Origin of the sequence: Sphaerisporangium sp. B11E5, from assembly GCF_039871875.1 — a bacterium.
In the GTDB taxonomy this organism is placed as follows: domain Bacteria; phylum Actinomycetota; class Actinomycetes; order Streptosporangiales; family Streptosporangiaceae; genus Sphaerisporangium.
In genome coordinates, this window is sequence record NZ_JBDPMD010000013.1 from 115,281 (window position 1) to 132,227 (window position 16,947).

Consider the following 16,947-nt stretch of genomic DNA (forward strand, 5'->3'; position numbering starts at 1 on the left):
ATGATGCCCTATTCGCCTGCGATCAGCTACCGGCAGGCAGGCATCCGGCACCCGGTGGGCCCCGGCCGGCTCAGGGGCGGCGGGCCCAGATCGAACCGTCGCGGCCGGAAGGTGCCGCGCCGACCGCCCAGATGGCACCGCCGCTCTCCAACTGGAGAGCGAGGTCACGGACGGACGCCTTCCGGTTCGGCGGAGCCGGGAAGGAGCCCGGCTCGACACTGTCGGGGCCGATGTGCAGGTACCTGCTGCCTCCGCCCTTGGCGTCGTAGACGATCCAGGCCCCGCCTCTGCCGTCGGGCTCCGCCTGGGCCCGCGGCTGGATGCCCGGTTCACCGCGGACCTCGAAGCCGAAGCTGCCCAGATAGCCGGTCAGCAGCAAAGTCTCACCGCAGAAGGAGCGCTTCGCGCCGCCGCAGGGCCAGGCGACCCAGCCGACGGCCATCACCCGGGCGGTCTCACCGTCGACCGCGACATCGGTGAGCTCCGAGATCTGGCCCGGGTGCGCGGACGGGACCGCCGGAAGCGCGACCGCGCGCCAGGCCGTGCCGGTCCAGCGGGCCAGAGCCGCCTTGCCGCGCACCGAGCCCGCCGCCCACTTGCCGTCGAGTCCTTTGACCACGATCGGCGTGCGCACCTTGCGCCACACCGACCCGGCCAGGCGCCGCAGCGTGGACTTCGCCTTCCACCCGGCCTTGCCGCCCGGCGGGAACGTGGTGGCGTTCTCGATGACCCACAGGTTCTCACCGATGGAATACGCCCGGTCCACCCGGCCGTGGTGCCATCGCTTGACCTGCCAGCGCTTGCCGTCCCACCGGGCGTAGCGTGACGCGCCGAACGCCCAGACCCTGGTGTCGGACGCCGACGTCAGCCGCTTGACCCGGAAGCCCGGCCCGGTCACACGCTTGAAGGCGGACCGGCCGCCCTTCAACAGGAGCGACTCGGTGCCGTTTGGTCCGCGCCTCGTCCCGGCGACCCAGACCGCCCCACCCGGCGTCACCGTCACCGCGTCGTAGGCGTCGCGGCGGTCGTGATGGACGACATTCCACTGACCGGCCGGCGCCACGGCGTCGGCGGTGGCGGGCCCCGCGCTGACGACAAGGGCGACGGCTGCGGCGGTGCCGCGAAGCAATAGTCCCATAAAAGGTAAGACGCGCCTTTCACGGAAAAGTTGGCATGCCGGCGACCATGAGTTTGACGAGTTTTTACCGGATCTTAACGTCTGTCCGTCAGGCGACGAAGGGATGCCCCCCGTGTTCGGCCACCATCGGACGGCCCGCGGCGGACCAGGAGAGCATGCCGCCGGCGACGTTGACGGCCTCGCGGCCGATGTGGTTGAGCCAGGCGGTGGCGTTGGCGGATCGGCCGCCCACCTTGCAGATGACGTAGACGGGAACGCCGGCGGGGAGCTCGTCCACACGCTGCTGCAGCGTGCCCAGGGGGATGTGGACGGCGGTGGGGGCGTGGCCGGCCTGCCACTCGTCGGGCTCGCGTACGTCGAGCAGGAAGACGTCGTCCGGCACCTGGCGGGCCTCGATCTCTGGCACGTTCATGTACACCATTGTCGCCGGTTCCCGGCACGGGCGGCGCGCGGGCACGCAGCGGCCGAAGGGCTACTTGAGCAGGCGGGACATGCGGCGGTCGGCCAGGGGCTTGCCGCCGGTCTGGCAGGTGGGGCAGTACTGCAGGGAGGAGTCGGCGAAGGAGACCTCTCTGATCGTGTCGCCGCAGACGTCGCAGGCCTCGCCGGTGCGGCCGTGGACCCGCAGGCCGGAGCGCTTCTCGGCCTTGAGATCCTTGGCGGCCATGCCGCGGGAGCGCTCGGTCGCGTCGCGCAGCGTCGTGACGATGGCCTCGTGCAGGCGCGCCGTCTCGTCCTCGGTCAGCGAGCCGGCGATCTTGAAGGGGGACATGCGCGCGGCGTGCAGCACCTCGTCGGAGTAGGCGTTGCCGATGCCCGCGATCACCTTCTGGTCGCGCAGCAGGCCCTTGACCTGGGTGCGGCTGCCGCCCAGGATGGCGCCGAGCGCCTCGGCGGTGAAGTCGGACGCCAGGGGGTCGGGGCCGAGGCTCGCGATGCCGGGGACGTCGGAAGGGTCGCGCGCGACGTACACGGCGAGGCGCTTCTGGGTGCCCGCCTCGGTGAGCTCGAAGCCGGGGGCGAGGCCCTCGTCGTCCGGCGCCAGGCGCACCCGCACCGCCAGGGGGCTCTTGCCGGGGCGCACCGGCTTGGCGCCGGTCAGGTCGTCGCGCCAGCGCAGCCAGCCGCCCCTGGCCAGGTGGGTGACGAAGTGCAGGCCGTCGCAGTCGAGGTCGAGGAACTTGCCGTACCTGGCCACGCCGGTCACCGTCAGCCCGCCGAGCGACGACACGGGCGGGTCCACCGTCTTCAGCGCCTGGAAGGCGACCACCTCGACCACCGCGATCTGGCGGCCCACGGCCCGCTCGCGGAGGAACTCCGCGAGCGACTCCACTTCGGGAAGCTCCGGCATGGCCTCACCCTAACCGCCGCGCGGGCGTGCCGCCCCCGCCGATCAGGCCTTCAGCGCGGCGGCGCCGAACGACACGGCGAACCGGCGGCACCAGATCGTCACGCTGGTGAGCTCGCCGAGGTCGGCGTCCGCCGGGATCGCGTAGTTGGCGTCGCCCTTGTTGCCCTTGAGGTCGCCGAGCTCCACCCAGGCGCCGTCGTCGAAGAGCCGCCACCCGGCCGTGCCCTCCTTGACCGGCTGGTCGCTGAGCCACACCCGCAGGTCCGGGCCGTCGGAGGTGTCGAGGTTCTCGATGCGCAGCACCCGCCGGCCGTCGGCGAGCTTCAGCACCTTCGCCGTACCCGAGGTGGCGTGCTCGTGCGAGATGAACCTCCCCGTGGCGATCACCTCGGGCCCGGCGGGCTCGGCGGCCGGCGCGGACGCATCGCCCTCGGCGGAGGGGTCGCCGTCGGCGGAGGGGTCGCCGTCGGCGGAGGGTGCCACCGCGGCGGCTGTCGGCACCGGCTCGGCCACGTGGACGGTCGTGAACAACCGCCAGGGCTGGAACAGGTAAAGGGCGCCGGCGAGGGCCAGCGCGAGCACGACGGCGGCCCCCCAGGTCACCGGGTGACGCGCGATTCTCCTGACGTCCATCCTGAGCCGCGTGCGCCCCTGACCCGGGACGCCCGCTCCCTCCCTCCGCGAGGCGCGAGCCGTACGTTCTCAAGAAGAGCACGTGACGGCCCGCGACCGGCTGGAGACGCGATTACGGAGTCCTTACGATGCCCGCGGGGCTACTTGCTGAGGACGTCCTTCGGCACGGGCTTGTCCGCGGCCAGGGAGTCGAACAGCCGCAGGGCGCGCTGGGTGTCCCACTTGACCACGGCCGCGCCGTTGACGGTGGGCAGGGACCCGATGGGCACCGCCGTGGTGACCGGGTCGCCGCTCATCGCGAGCCCGAGGGACAACAGGTCGAAGGCGCCGGTGCCGGGGTCAACCGCGACCGAGTCGGTGGCGCTGACGGCCAGCGGGACCGACCGGAACGGGTTGGCGAGCACGCCGGGGCTCGCGGCCTTCTTGACCACCGCGGAGAAGAACTGCCGCTGCCGCTGGGTGCGGTCGAAGTCCGGGATGTTGCCGGTCTTGCGGGTGCGCACGTACCCGAGGGCCGTGCCGCCGTCCATGTCCTGGCAGCCCTTCTTCAGGTTGATGCCGGCCTTGGGGTCGTCGATGTTCTGCTTGACGCAGATGTTCACGCCGCCGACCGCGTCGACGATGCCGACGAACCCCCCGAAGCCGATCTCCATGTAGTGGTCGAGCCGGATGCCGGTGACCTTCTCCACGGTCCTCGCCAGCAGCTTGGGCCCGCCGAAGGAGTAAGCGGCGTTGAGCTTGTCGCTGCCGTGCCCGTCGATCGGCACGTAGGAGTCGCGGGGCAGGCTGACCAGGGTGGGACGGCCGTCGCCGGCCGGCACGTGCAGCAGCATCATCGTGTCGGTGCGCTTGCCTGCCGTCTTGCCGGTGGCGAGCTTCCTGCGCTGCGCGGCCGTGAGGCCCGCCCGGGTGTCCGAGCCGACCAGCAGCCAGTCCTCGCCGGGCGTGGCGGCGGGACGGCCGTCGTAGTCGGTGAGCGCGTCGATGGTGCGCAGCCGCGAGTTGATCCAGAAGAAGCCGCCGACGCCGAGCACGATCAGCAGCACCACCAGGACCGCGACCCCCCGCAGCACGATGCGGCCGGTGCGGCGCGGCCTGCGGGGTCCTCCGCCGCGTACGGGCTGGTCGGGCGGCCGGGGCCCCCCGCCGCCGGGCAGCGGCCGCACCGGGGACCCGCCCGAACGCGGCTTGCCGTACACCCGGGACCTGCCGCGCGCCCCGTCGTCCCCCGGGGAGGCGAACGGCGGCGCCTCGTCCGGCAGGACACCCCGCACGGTGGGGTCCGCCCCGATGTCGCCGTGCCCCCGCCCGGAGCCCGCGGGCGCCCGGTACGCCGGCTGCCCGGCGGCGTAGGCGTCGCCCCGCCCGCCGGGGGGAACGGCCCACGGATCCGGGGCGCCCCCGCCCGCCGGGCGCCGCACCGCCCGGGTCGCTTCGCCGGCACCCACCTCGTCGGGCGTCCCCGGCCGATCTCCCGCCATATCGTCCACCTTGTCGTTCATCGTCCGGCGCCGGAGCCCCCCGTGCCGCGAACCCGTGCTTCGAAGCTACGCCGTGCCCCTGGTCCACGGGGCGCCGTCACCACAGTTTTCTCATGTAAAAGTACGCAGAGTCACACTAAGTCACCAACATTGCGCCCCCGGGAAACAATCACGTACCCCACGACCGTTACCGTTGACGACGACCTCTAGTGAAAGGACAGTCGTGTCCGCCTCGGACCCGTGGAGTACCCGCCCGTGCACAGGCACGGGTTCGATTCAACCGGGGGCGGCAGACCGGTGACCAGCATTCTCGGCCTGCCGGCCGTGTTACTCCTCACTCTCGCGACCGGATACTTCGTCGCCCAGGAGTTCGCGTACGTCGCCGCCGACCGCTCCGCGCTCAAGGAACAGGCCGCGGCAGGCGACACCGCCGCGGAACGCGCCCTGCGGGTCACCGGCCGCCTCTCCTTCATGCTCTCCGGAGCGCAGCTCGGTATCACCGTCACCACGCTGCTCGTCGGCTTCGTGACCGGGCCAGCGCTCACGCCCCTGATCAGCCCGCTCCTGTCGGGCGCCGGCGTGCCCGAGGCCGCGATCCGCGGCCTGGCGGTGGCACTCGGCCTGGTGATCGCCACGACCGTCCAGATGGTGCTCGGCGAGCTGGCCCCCAAGAACCTCGGCATCGCCCGGCCCGAGGCCCTCGCCAAGTGGCTGTCCCGTTCGACACTGGTGTACCTGACGGTGGCGGGACCGGTGATCCGCCTGTTCGACACGGCGGCCACCCGGCTGCTGCGCCGGGTCGGCGTCGAGCCGGTCGAGGAGATCGAGCACGGCGCCACGCCCGAGGAGCTCTCCCGCATCATCGCCGAGTCCGAGGCCTCGGGCGCGCTGTCGCAGCGGCTGTCGGACCTGCTGGAGCGCGCACTGGAGTTCGGCGACCGCACCGCGGAGGACGTCATGGTCCCGCGGCCCCGCGTGGTCTCGCTGCGCGCCGGGCGCCCCGCGTCCGACCTGCTGGAGGCCGTACGCACGGCCGGCCACTCGCAGTACCCCGTGCTCGGCCCGGACGGCGACGTCGTCGGGGTGACGGGCCTGCGCGAATGGATGCGCGCCCCCTCCCACGACGTGCCGATCGAGCGCATCAGCGTCGCGCCGCCGCTGGTCCCCACCTCGCTGCCGCTGCCGGAGCTGCGCGAGCGCATCCGCGCGGCCGGGGGCGCACTGGCCTGCGTGATCGACGAGTACGGCGGCCTGGCCGGCGTGGCCACCATGGAGGACCTCGCCGAGGAACTGGTCGGCGAGCTGATGGACGAGAACGACCCCGACGCCGCGGCCGCGGTGGAGCAGGGCGATGGAACGTGGGACGTGCCCGGCACGTTGCGGCTCGACGAGGTCGAGCGCGCGACCGGCCTGCGGCTGCCCGAGAGCGAGGACTACGAGACCGTGGCCGGGCTGGTCATGGCCAGGCTCGGCCGGCTGGCCGAGCCCGGCGACGAGATGACGGTGCCGCTGGTGCCGGACCACCACCTGCTGGACGAGGAGGACGGGCGGGACGACACCGGCGTCGTGCTCACCGTCCTCGAGGTGCAGCGCCGGGTGCCCGCCCGGGTGCGGCTGACACGACGGGTCGCCGACCCGGTGGTCACCGGGGGTGACGTCCGATGAACACCGCGGCCGCCCTGTTGCTGGGCGTGGTGCTGCTGATCGGCAACGGCCTGTTCGTCGCCGCCGAGTTCGCCGTGGTGTCCGCGAGGAGGCACCGCCTCGAGGAGGCCGCCGCAGGCGGCGGGCCGGTCGCCCGCGCCGCCGGGCGGGCGGCGCTGCGCAACGGCCGTGAGCTGTCGCTCATGCTGGCCGGGGCGCAGCTCGGCATCACGCTGTGCTCCCTCGGCCTCGCCATGGTCACCGAGCCCGCCATCGAGCACCTGCTCGAGCCGGTCTTCGGCTGGGTCGGCCTGCACGAGTCGGTGCGGGTCCCCGTGGCGTACGTGATCGCGCTGGCCGTCATCACGTTCCTGCACATGGTCGCCGGGGAGATGGCGCCGAAGTCGTGGGCGCTGACCCACCCCGAGCGGGCCGCGATGGGGCTGGCGCTGCCGTTCCGCACGTTCACGTGGGTCGTCCGGCCGCTGCTCGCCGCACTCAACGGCATCACCAACGCCCTGCTGCGGCTGTTCGGCGTGCACGCCAGGGACGAGCTGGCGACCACCCGCACGCCGCCCCAGCTCGCCATGCTGGTCGGGGAGTCGGCGCGCATGGGCCTGCTGGACCGGCACGAGCACGATCTGCTCATCCGGGCGCTGCGCGTGCAGTCCCAGCCCGTCGAGCGCCTGATGGTGCCGATCGCCCGCGCCGCCGCGGTGCCCGTGGGCGCGTCCAGCGCGGAGATCACCGACGCCGCCGCGCGCAGCGGCCACCTGCGCCTGGTGGTCAACGGCGGGCGGCCGGAGGACGCGCGGGGCGTGCTGCACGTCCGCGGCGCCGTCGTCGAGCCGGGCAGGACGGCGGAGGAGCTGATGATCCCCGCGCCGCGGCTCGCGGCCTCCACGACGATCCCTGAGGCGGTGGCCCGGCTGCAGGACGCCCGGGCGCATCTGGGGTTCGTCACCGACACGCGGGATCGGGTGACCGGGCTGGTCAGCCTCAGTGACCTGATCGGCGAACTGCTGGACACGCGGGCGCCGGAGAGCGTGCAAGCGGCCGGCAAGTGAGCTGAAAGTCCGGCCCACTAAACATGCGGCACGAGTGAAGCGGCCGAGAGCCAAGAGGGAGAAAGATCTTCGAGAGACCGGCGGCGGGAGGGGGTGAACCACTCGGCCGCCGGGAGACCGTGTGGGCGAGGAGGGATTTGAACCCTCACATCCTTTCGGACACACGGACCTGAACCGTGCGCGTCTGCCGTTCCGCCACTCGCCCCTTTTTGAGTGCGTGGAAAGGCTAGCACGGATCCGTGCATGCCACCGAACCCGGATACGATCCTCCTAGACGATGGAGGAAGGGAGGTACCCGGTGGGAGTCCTTCAGCGCTTCGAGCGACGGCTCGAAGGCTTGGTTGAGGGGGCCTTTGCGCGGGCGTTCAAGTCTGACCTTCAGCCGGTCGAGGTCGCCAGCGCGGTGCAGCGAGAGATGGACGAACGCGCCGCGATCGTCGCCCAGGGCCGCACTCTTGTGCCCAACGACTTCGTGGTGGAGCTGTCGCCGACCGACAGTGAGCGGTTGGAGGTGTACGCCGACAGCATCAGCCACGAGCTCGCCAACCTCGCCAGGGAGTACGCCAAGGAGCAGGGGTACTCGTTCGTGGGACCTGTCCGGGTTCGCTTCGAGACCGCCGACGACCTCGCGGTCGGGCTGTTCCGCATCCGCTCGGGGGTCATCCGGGGCGCCACGGTCGAGCAGGACGAGATCCGGCAGCCCGTGAGCGACCACGTCCCGGGCAGGCCGAGCGCGTTCGGCGGCCGCCCGCGCCTGCTGGTGTCCACACAGGACGACCCGCAGGGGCAGCGGTCCTACGAGCTGACCACACCCGTCACGCTCCTCGGCCGGGGCACCGACTGCGATCTGCGGCTGGTGGACCCCGGCGTCTCACGGCACCACGCCGAGCTCAGGGTCGAGGGCGACAACGTCTCCCTCGTCGATCTCGGTTCCACGAACGGCACCTTCGTCAACGGCCAGCCGGTGCGCAGGATCGAGCTCCAGGACGGCACACGTGTCACCCTGGGGCGCACGACCCTGGTGTTCCGGCGCGATTAAGGGTAGACAGACGGTCCATGTCCGAGCTCACGCTGCTGCTCATCCGGCTCGCGTTCCTCGCGGTGCTGTGGTTCTTTGTCATTGCCGCGGTCGGCGTGATCAGGACAGACTTGTTCGGATCACGGCAGCCCGCGCCGGTGGCGGCGCGCAAGCCGGCCAAACCCGCACGTCAACCGGCCAAGCCCAAGAAGGGGGAGCCGCGCCAACTGGTCGTTACCGGTGGTCCCCTGCAAGGAACCATCATCAACCTCTCGGAGACGCCAATCACTATCGGTCGGGCGAATGACGCCACGCTGGTACTCAGCGACGATTACGCTTCGAGCCGGCACGCCCGGCTGTTCCCGCAAGACGGTCAGTGGATCGTGGAAGACCTCGGCTCGACCAACGGCACATATCTCGACCGCTCCAAAGTCACCCGCCCGACGCCGGTGCATCTCGGTGTTCCGATTCGCATCGGCAAAACCGTCATCGAATTGCGCAAATGACAATCGCACTCCGCTACGCCGCCCGCTCGGACGTCGGCCTCCTCCGCGAAGGGAACGAGGACTCGGCGTACGCGAGCCCGCGCCTGCTCGCCGTCGCAGACGGCATGGGTGGGCACGCTCATGGTGAGGTGGCCAGTTCGGTCGCCATCACCGCCATGTCGTCCCTGGACCGGGACGCTTTCGGGGGGGACCTGCTCAGCGCCATCGAGGCAGCGGTGCGCGAAGCCAATCGCAAACTGCACGAGATGGTAGGCCGTGACCCCAGCCTCAAGGGCATGGGCACGACCCTCACGGCCATGCTGTGGTCGGGCACCCGCGTCGCTCTCGTCCACGTCGGCGACTCCCGCGCCTACCTCCTTCGCAACGGCGAGCTCTACCAGATCACCCACGACCACACCTTGGTGCAGTCGCTGGTTGACGACGGCAGGATCACGCAGGAGGAGGCCGCGAGCCATCCTCAGCGTTCCATCCTGCTGAGGGCGCTCGACGGCAGCGGCGAGGTCGACCCCGACCTCTCGCTGCGTGAGGCGCAGATCAACGACCGCTACCTGTTGTGCTCCGACGGGCTGTCCAGCGTGGTGAGCGCGGAGACGCTCCACCACACGCTGACCACGGTGGACGAGCCCGAGACGGTGGTACGCCAGCTCATCGACCTCGCCAACCGGGGCGGGGGCCCCGACAACATCACCTGCATCGTCGCCGACGTCGTGGAGATCGAGGAGGGGCAGGTCGTGGCGGGAGACGCCGCGGTGGTGGGGGCCGCCGGCTCCAACCGCCTGCGATCACAGCCTCCCGACACCCCGGCGGGGCGGGCCTCCACGATCACCGCACCGCAGCCGGTGATCGTGGACGTGGACACCGGTGAAGAACCCGTGGGCGGCCCGGCGGCGAGCGCCGTGGCCGCCCCGCGGCGTGTCAGGCGCCGGCGCCTGTGGCCGGTCGCGGTGACCGCGATCGTGCTGATGGCCGTGGTGGTGGGGGGCGGGGGGTACTACGGCTACCGGTGGACGCAGAGTCAGTACTACGTAGGCGCGCAGGGAGACGAGCTAGTGTTGTTCCGAGGGGTGGACACGAGCCTCGGACCGATCCAACTGAATTCCGTCGCGCAGAGCACGGGCCTCTCTCTGTCCTCCATCCCCGAGCCCGAGCGTGAGCAGGTACGGCGCGGCATCCCCGTCCCCAACCTCCAGGCAGGACAGATCAAGATCAACGACCTGAAGGCCAAATCGACCGCCGGCGGCGACCAGCCGTCACAGCCGACGGCCTCCCCCAGCGCCACGAGGTCCTCGTAAGTGAGTGCCGTCGACGTCGCGGCCGTGCCCATGACCGCCAAACGGCGGGGGGCGCAGCTCGTCATGCTCGCCTTCGCCGTCGCGATCGTCATGGTCGCCTACGCCAACGTCGGGCTCGGCAAGGACGGCCAGGTGCCCGCGGGCATGCTGGTCTACGGCCTCGGTCTCGGCGGGCTGATGCTGGCCGCCTATCTCGTGCTGGCCAAGTTCGCCCCCTGGGCCGACCCCCTGATCCTCCCGCTGGTGACGCTGGTCAACGGCATCGGCCTCGTCATGATCTACCGCCTGGAGCTCGACACCGATCTGGCCTCCGCCGGCAACCAGCTCTTCTGGACCGCCCTCGGCGTCGTCATGTTCTCCGTCACGCTGATCGTGCTGCGCGACCACCGCGCGCTGCAGCGCATGACGTACACCGCCGGCTTCGTCGGCCTCGGGCTGCTGGTCCTCCCTCTCGTGCCCCTGCTGGGCAAGGAGATCAACGGCGCCCGCATCTGGATCGGCATCGGCGGCTTCACCATCCAGCCGGGCGAGTTCGCCAAGCTGGCCCTGGTCGTGTTCTTCGCCGGCTACCTCGTGGCCAAGCGGGACGTGCTGGCCCTCGCCGGCCGCCGTCTGCTCTTCATCGACCTGCCCCGCGCCCGCGACCTCGGCCCTGTGCTGATCACCTGGGTGGTCAGCGTCGGCGTGCTGATCCTGGAGAAGGACCTCGGCACCTCGCTGCTGCTGTTCGGCGCCTTCATCGCGATGTTGTACATCGCCACGCAGCGCACCTCGTGGGTGCTGATCGGCCTGCTGCTGTTCCTCGGCGGCGCGTTCGTCGCCGGGCAACTGTTCAGCCACGTGGGCGCCCGCTTCAAGGTCTACCTCAACCCGAGCGACCCCGCGCTCTACGACCTCGAGTTCGGCGGCAGCTTCCAGCTCATGCAGGGCCTGTTCGGCATGGGGTCGGGCGGCATCCTCGGCACCGGCCTCGGCCAGGGCCACCCCGAGCTGATCCCGCTGTCGTTCTCCGACTTCATCTTCGCCGCCACCGGCGAGGAGCTGGGGCTCACCGGCCTCATGGCGCTGCTCATGGTGTACGCCCTCATCGTGGAGCGCGGCCTGCGCACCTCCGTGGCCGCCCGTGACCCGTTCAGCAAGCTTCTCGCGGGCGGACTGTCGTTCACCTTGGCGTGGCAGGTCTTCATCATCGTCGGCGGCGTGACCAACCTGATCCCGCTGACCGGCCTCGTCACGCCGTTCATGTCACAGGGCGGCTCGGCGCTGCTGGCCAACTGGATCATCATCGCGTTGCTGGTCCGCATGTCGGACGCCGCCCGCCGCCCGCCGCCGCAGGCGATCCAGGACGAGGGGCTCACCCAGGTGTTCCAGCGATGAACAACACCGTCAAGCGCATGGCCGTGGCCTGCCTGCTAATGTTCGGCCTGCTGATGGTCAACATCAACTACCTGCAGGCCGTCAAGGCCGACGATCTGCGCGCCGACAACCGCAACCAGCGCAGCTTCTACGCCCGCTACCAGAGCGAGCGCGGCATGATCACCGCGGGCGGCCAGACGCTCGCCAAGTCGGTCGACGTCGGCGGCACCTTCCGCTTCCAGCGCAAGTACACCGACGGTCCCGTGTACGCGCCGGTCATCGGGTTCTTCGCGCCCGAGAGCGAGCGCGGCATCGAGAGCGCGGCCAACAAGTACCTCGACGGCACCCACCCGGACCTCTTCGTCCGCCGCACCGTCGACCTCATCACCAACAAGCCGGCCCGCGGCGCGGCCGTGGACCTCACCCTGGTGCCGAAGGCCCAGGAGGCCGCCTACCGCGACCTGAAGCAGAGCGGCAAGCGCGGGGCGGTCGTGGCGCTCGACCCGAAGACCGGCGCCGTGCTGACCATGGTGTCGGTGCCGAGCTTCGACCCGGGCACCATGGCGATACCGGACAAGGCCAAGGCGGCCCGCGCGTACAACAAGCTCGACAAGGACGACAACGAGCCGCTGATCAACCGCGCGATCGCCAAGACGTACGCCCCCGGCTCGACGTTCAAGGTGGTCACCTCGGCCGCCTACCTCAGCGACGACGACTCCCGGGACGTCAACACCACCGTGAACGCGCCGGACGCCCTGCGGTTGCCCGGCACCAACACCCTGCTGCGCAACTACCACGGCGAGTCCTGCGGCGGGCGGGCCTCGCTGCTCGACGCGCTCACCATCTCGTGCAACACGGCGTTCGCCGAGATGGCGCTGGAGATCGGCTACGACAAGCTGAACGAGCAGTCCGCGAAGTTCGGCGTCGGGCAGACGATGAGCATCCCGCTGGACGTCGCGCGCAGCGACCTCGGCCCGGACGAGGGCAAGGCCGCGCTGGCGAAGACCGCGATCGGCCAGCAGAGCAACCAGATGACCCCCCTGCAGATGGCGATGATCGCCGCGGGCGTCGCCAACGAGGGCAAGGTCATGAAGCCCTACCTCATCAACAAGATCGTCAGCCCGGACGGCGACGAGATCGACGCCGCCCGGCCCCAGGAGCTGGACGAGGCGATCACCCCCGACGTCGCCGCCGAGCTGCGCCAGATGATGGTCAGCGTGGTGCAGAACGGCACCGGCACCGCGGCGCAGATCCCGAACGTCACGGTGGCCGGCAAGACCGGCACCGCGGAGACCGCCCCGGGTGCCCCCTCGCACGCCTGGTTCATCTCGTTCGCGCCCGCCGAGGACCCCAAGGTCGCGGTCGCGGTGTTCGTCGAGTCGGGAAGTGCCGGCAACGACGCGACCGGTGGCGCGGTGGCCGCGCCGATCGCGCGCGACGTCATGCAGGCGGTGCTCGGCCGGTGACCTTCGCCAACCGGGTGCTGAGCGATCGCTACCGGCTGACCGGGCGCATCGCGGCCGGCGGCATGGGCGAGGTCTGGCGTGCCGTGGACAAGCTGCTCGGCCGCGAGGTCGCGGTGAAGCTGCTGCGCCAGCACGTCGCGGCGCACCCGGAGTTCCGCGAGCGTTTCCGCAACGAGGCGCGCATCACCGCGGGCCTCGCCGACCCCGGCATCGCGCAGGTCTTCGACTACGGCGAGCAGGACGACGTCGCCTACCTCGTGATGGAGCTGGTCCACGGGGAGCCGCTGTCGGCCGTCCTCGGCCGCAACGGCACGCTGAGCGCCGAGGTCACCCTGGACGTGCTCGGGCAGACGGCCCGCGCGCTGCACGTGGCGCACCGGGCCGGGGTGATCCACCGCGACGTCAAGCCGGGCAACCTGCTGGTCACGGAAACCGGCGTGATCAAGGTCACCGACTTCGGCATCGCGCGGGCGCTGGAGGGCGCCCGCATGACCATGACGGGCACGGTGCTCGGCACCGCCCAGTACGTCAGCCCCGAGCAGGCGTCCGGCAGCGCCCTCACCCCGTCCACCGACGTGTACTCCCTCGGCGTGGTCGCGTACGAGTGCCTGGCCGGCCGGCCGCCGTTCACCGCGAGCAACCAGGTGGCGATCGCGCTGCTGCACCTGAACGAGCAGGTGCCGCCGCTGCCCGCCTCGGTGCCGAAGCCGGTGCGCGACCTCGTGACCGCCATGCTGGCCAAGAGCCCGGACCATCGCCCGCGCACCGCCCAGGAGGTCGCCGACCGCGCGATGGTGCTGCGCGGTTCCCTGGCCACCCCGAGCGCGACCCACCTGAGCACCCTCACCGACCCGGCCGGCACCCCCGCCGCCGACGACGCGCGGCCTCCCGCCGGGCCGCCGGCGGACTTGTTCGCCGAGGCCGGCGAGCGGATCGGCCCCACCCGCATCGGCCGGCCGCCCGGGGGCACCCGGGCCACCAGCCCGGCGGCCGTGCGGCGGCCGCGGCGGGGACGGCTCTCGGCGATCGGCCTGGTGGCGGCCGCGGGATGCGCGGCGGCGGTCGGCTTCGGCGCGATGACCGCGGGCGCGCTGCCCGAGTTCACGGTCGACGGCGGGCCGAGCACCACCGCCCAGCCGGTGACCGGCGCGGCCTCCCCCACGGCCTCCCGATCGGCGTCTGCGGCGGCATCTCGTCCACAACAATCGGTGACGCCTGTCAGGCCGTCGGTGTCACGGTCGGCTACGGTAAGCAGGACGGCGGTACCGTCCCCACGGCGCACGCCGAGCCCCACACCGACGCCCACACCGACCCCTACTCCGACGCCCACACCGGTCCCCACACCGAGTGAGACGCCAGGCCCCAGCTCCACCCCAAGCACGACAATCCCCCCGAACGGGGAGACGTAATGCGGCGTGGGGTCGATGATGGACACCGGCAGCCGCACCGCGGGCCGGTACCCAAGATGAACGGCAAGGGACAGTGCAGGAAATGACTCAGCCTCGGCTACTCGGTGGTCGATACGAACTCGACGGAGTCGTCGGGCGAGGCGGCATGGCCGAGGTGTATCGCGCCCGGGACATTCGGCTGGACCGCGTCGTCGCCATCAAGACGCTGCGTTCCGACCTGGCACGCGACCACACCTTCCAGGCCAGGTTCCGCCGCGAGGCCCAGTCCGCGGCGTCCTTGAACCACCCCTCGATCGTCGCGGTCTACGACACCGGCGAGGACATGACGGACGGCACCCCCGTGCCGTACATCGTCATGGAGTTCGTCGACGGCCGCACTCTGCGCGATCTGCTGCGCCAGGACCGCCGCCTGCTGCCCGAGCGGGCGGTCGAGCTGGTGGACGGCATCCTGCGGGCGCTCGACTACAGCCACCGCGGCGGCATCGTGCACCGGGACATCAAGCCGGCCAACGTGATGATCACCCTGAACGGCGACGTCAAGGTGATGGACTTCGGCATCGCCCGCGCGATGGCCGACTCCGCCGCCACGATGACCCAGACCGCCCAGGTGATCGGCACCGCGCAGTACCTCTCCCCCGAGCAGGCCAGGGGCGAGCGGGTCGACGCCCGCAGCGACATCTACTCCACCGGCTGCGTGCTGTACGAGCTGCTCACGGGCCACCCGCCGTTCACGGGCGACTCCCCGGTGGCCATCGCCTACCAGCACGTCCGCGAGGACCCCGTCCCGCCGTCCCAGATCGACCGCGAGATCCCCCGCTGGGCGGACGCGATCGTGCTGAAGGCCATGGCGAAGGACCCCGCGCAGCGTTACCAGAGCGCCGCGGAGATGCGGGCCGACATCCAGCGAGCCATGTCCGGCATGCCGGTGGACGCCGCGCAGACGATGGCCATCGGCAACAACGGCTACGCCCCGCAGGCCACACGCACCATGAACACCCCCGGCGGGCCGGCCACGCAGGGCACCCAACAGGTGCCCGCCTACGAGTACGCCCCCACGCAGACCGGCGGCAGGTACGAGCGGCGCCGGGCGAACACCGGCAACACCGCGTTGAAGACCGCGGCGTGGATCCTCATCCCGCTGCTCGTCATCGGCGCGTTCATCGGCATCGGCTACGCCTTCCTCAGCTCGCCGGGCACGCCGGACGCGGGCGGGAAGGTCGCGGTGCCGATGGTCGCCGGCCAGACCGCCAAGGGCGCGAAGACCGCCCTGGAGGCCCTCGGCCTGAAGGTCCAGGTGGCCGAGGAGTTCAGCGCGGACGTCGAGAAGGGCACCGTCATCGGCACCGACCCCGAGGGCGGCACCGAGGTCAACAAGGGCGACACGGTGACGCTCAACGTCTCCAAGGGCGTGAAGCAGGTGACCGTGCCCTCCCTGGTCGGGCTCACCGTGGACGAGGCCACCCAGACGCTGGAGGCCAACGGCCTGAAGGCGCAGGTCGTGGAGGCGCTGTCCAACAAGGAGCAGGACAAGGTCTTCCAGTCCAAGCCGGCCGCGGGCCAGAAGGTCGACGAGAACTCCATCGTCAAGATCTACGTGCCGAAGGCGCAGACCGAGGTGCCCGACGTCACCGGGCAGACCCTGCGGGACGCCAGGGCCACGCTGGAGGCCGCGAACTTCAAGGTCAAGGTCGTGCGCCAGGAGAGCGCCGACGTGCCTGAGGGCAACGTCATCAGCCAGAGCCCGCAGGCCGGGGCGAAGCTGACCGCCGGCATGACGATCACGCTGGTGGTGTCCTCCGGGCCGCCGGAGGAGCAGTTCCCGACCGAGGAGCCGACCGACCCGATCCCGACCGAGGAGCCGACGGAGGAGCCCACGGGCGACGACCAGTTCAGCGAGCCGCCGCCGGACTTCGGCAACTGAGGGACCCAGGCGAAACGAGAAGAGGGTCTCCGCCGCTCGGGGGCGACGGCGGAGACCCTCATCCATTAGTCGTCTCAGGCGGCGTGAACGTTACATCGTCTGGGCGAGCCAATTCCCGAGCAGCCGGTGCCCGTGTTCCGACAGCACGGACTCGGGGTGGAACTGCACCCCCTCGACGCGTGCCGACCGGTGGCGCAGCCCCATGACGACGCCTTCGGCGGTGCGGGCGGTGACCTCGAGCGCGGCGGGCACGGTCTCCGGCACCACCGCCAGCGAGTGGTAGCGCGTCATCGCGACCGGCGAGGGCAGCCCTTCGAACACCCCGCGGCCGTCGTGCAGGACGGGGCTGGTGCGGCCGTGCATGAGCTCGGGCGCGCGGGCGACCACGCCGCCATAGGCGACCGCGATGGCCTGGTGGCCGAGGCAGACGCCGAGCAGCGGCACGTCGCGGCCGGCGCAGTGGCCGACCAGCGGCACGCTGACCCCGGCGGCCTCGGGGGTGCCGGGGCCCGGGCTGATCACCACGCCGTCGAACCCGTCGGCGTCCCGCGGGCCCACCACGTCGCGCGGCCGGACGTCGCACTCGGCGCCGAGCTGCCGCAGATACTGCACGATGGTGTGCACGAAGCTGTCGTGGTTGTCCACCACGAGCACCCGGGTCATCG

General features: G+C 71.4%; 15 protein-coding genes and 1 tRNA gene. 9 read left to right on the forward strand and 7 right to left on the reverse strand.

All coding sequences use genetic code 11. The features are described from left to right. Window positions 1–70: 70 nt before the first annotated feature. From ABGB17_RS15525 to ABGB17_RS15545, 5 genes are all read right to left on the reverse strand, one after another. Window positions 71–1,129 (reverse strand): hypothetical protein, encoded by a 1,059-nt coding sequence (locus tag ABGB17_RS15525; RefSeq protein ID WP_347629888.1) that lies wholly within the window; start codon window positions 1,127–1,129, stop codon window positions 71–73. 97 nt (window positions 1,130–1,226) lie between these two features. Then, a complete protein-coding gene (locus ABGB17_RS15530) occupies window positions 1,227–1,559 on the reverse strand; it encodes a rhodanese-like domain-containing protein (protein ID WP_347629890.1) in 333 nt (110 codons plus the stop codon). Window positions 1,560–1,610: 51 nt separating this feature from the next. Next, entirely contained in the window at window positions 1,611–2,489 is an 879-nt protein-coding gene (locus ABGB17_RS15535; protein WP_347629892.1) for a DNA-formamidopyrimidine glycosylase family protein, read from the reverse strand. A gap of 42 nt (window positions 2,490–2,531) precedes the next feature. Then, the gene (locus ABGB17_RS15540) at window positions 2,532–3,122 is read right to left on the reverse strand and encodes a DM13 domain-containing protein (protein ID WP_347629894.1); all 591 of its coding nucleotides are present in this window, start codon (window positions 3,120–3,122) and stop codon (window positions 2,532–2,534) included. A gap of 140 nt (window positions 3,123–3,262) precedes the next feature. Beyond that, the gene (locus tag ABGB17_RS15545; RefSeq protein ID WP_347629896.1) at window positions 3,263–4,603 is read right to left on the reverse strand and encodes an LCP family protein; all 1,341 of its coding nucleotides are present in this window, start codon (window positions 4,601–4,603) and stop codon (window positions 3,263–3,265) included. A gap of 297 nt (window positions 4,604–4,900) precedes the next feature. Between ABGB17_RS15545 and ABGB17_RS15550 the strand changes: the two genes are divergently transcribed. Then, window positions 4,901–6,268 (forward strand): hemolysin family protein, encoded by a 1,368-nt coding sequence (locus ABGB17_RS15550; protein ID WP_347629898.1) that lies wholly within the window; start codon window positions 4,901–4,903, stop codon window positions 6,266–6,268. Then, window positions 6,265–7,314 (forward strand): hemolysin family protein, encoded by a 1,050-nt coding sequence (locus tag ABGB17_RS15555; protein WP_347629900.1) that lies wholly within the window; start codon window positions 6,265–6,267, stop codon window positions 7,312–7,314. The genes ABGB17_RS15550 and ABGB17_RS15555 overlap by 4 nt, the downstream gene beginning before the upstream one ends. 122 nt (window positions 7,315–7,436) lie before the next feature. Here ABGB17_RS15555 and ABGB17_RS15560 read toward each other — a convergent pair. Next, a tRNA-Leu gene (locus ABGB17_RS15560) sits at window positions 7,437–7,519 on the reverse strand. Window positions 7,520–7,612: 93 nt separating this feature from the next. Between ABGB17_RS15560 and ABGB17_RS15565 the strand changes: the two genes are divergently transcribed. The 7 genes from ABGB17_RS15565 to pknB all read left to right on the forward strand — a co-directional run bounded on the left by ABGB17_RS15565 (window position 7,613) and on the right by pknB (window position 16,282). Continuing rightward, on the forward strand, window positions 7,613–8,353 hold the full coding sequence (locus ABGB17_RS15565; protein ID WP_347629902.1) for a DUF3662 and FHA domain-containing protein: 741 nt from the start codon (window positions 7,613–7,615) through the stop codon (window positions 8,351–8,353). 17 nt (window positions 8,354–8,370) lie between these two features. Further along, complete coding sequence (locus tag ABGB17_RS15570) at window positions 8,371–8,838, forward strand: FHA domain-containing protein (RefSeq protein WP_347629904.1); 468 nt, start codon at window positions 8,371–8,373, stop codon at window positions 8,836–8,838. Continuing rightward, window positions 8,835–10,130 carry a Stp1/IreP family PP2C-type Ser/Thr phosphatase gene (locus ABGB17_RS15575; protein ID WP_347629906.1) on the forward strand — a complete coding sequence of 432 codons (1,296 nt, stop codon included), beginning with the start codon at window positions 8,835–8,837 and terminating at the stop codon, window positions 10,128–10,130. The genes ABGB17_RS15570 and ABGB17_RS15575 overlap by 4 nt, the downstream gene beginning before the upstream one ends. Window positions 10,131–10,160: 30 nt before the next feature. Then, window positions 10,161–11,507, forward strand: coding sequence for an FtsW/RodA/SpoVE family cell cycle protein (locus tag ABGB17_RS15580; RefSeq protein ID WP_347629983.1), 1,347 nt, complete (start codon window positions 10,161–10,163; stop codon window positions 11,505–11,507). Beyond that, the gene (locus ABGB17_RS15585) at window positions 11,504–12,952 is read left to right on the forward strand and encodes a penicillin-binding protein 2 (RefSeq protein WP_347629908.1); all 1,449 of its coding nucleotides are present in this window, start codon (window positions 11,504–11,506) and stop codon (window positions 12,950–12,952) included. The genes ABGB17_RS15580 and ABGB17_RS15585 overlap by 4 nt, the downstream gene beginning before the upstream one ends. Continuing rightward, entirely contained in the window at window positions 12,949–14,361 is a 1,413-nt protein-coding gene (locus ABGB17_RS15590; RefSeq protein WP_347629910.1) for a protein kinase, read from the forward strand. The genes ABGB17_RS15585 and ABGB17_RS15590 overlap by 4 nt, the downstream gene beginning before the upstream one ends. Window positions 14,362–14,443: 82 nt before the next feature. Then, complete coding sequence (gene pknB, locus ABGB17_RS15595; RefSeq protein WP_347629912.1) at window positions 14,444–16,282, forward strand: Stk1 family PASTA domain-containing Ser/Thr kinase; 1,839 nt, start codon at window positions 14,444–14,446, stop codon at window positions 16,280–16,282. Between the two features lie 90 nt (window positions 16,283–16,372). On the opposite strand, the gene ABGB17_RS15600 is transcribed toward pknB, so the two are convergent. Further along, the gene (locus ABGB17_RS15600) at window positions 16,373–16,945 is read right to left on the reverse strand and encodes a gamma-glutamyl-gamma-aminobutyrate hydrolase family protein (RefSeq protein WP_347629914.1); all 573 of its coding nucleotides are present in this window, start codon (window positions 16,943–16,945) and stop codon (window positions 16,373–16,375) included. Between the last annotated feature and the right edge of the window lie 2 nt (window positions 16,946–16,947).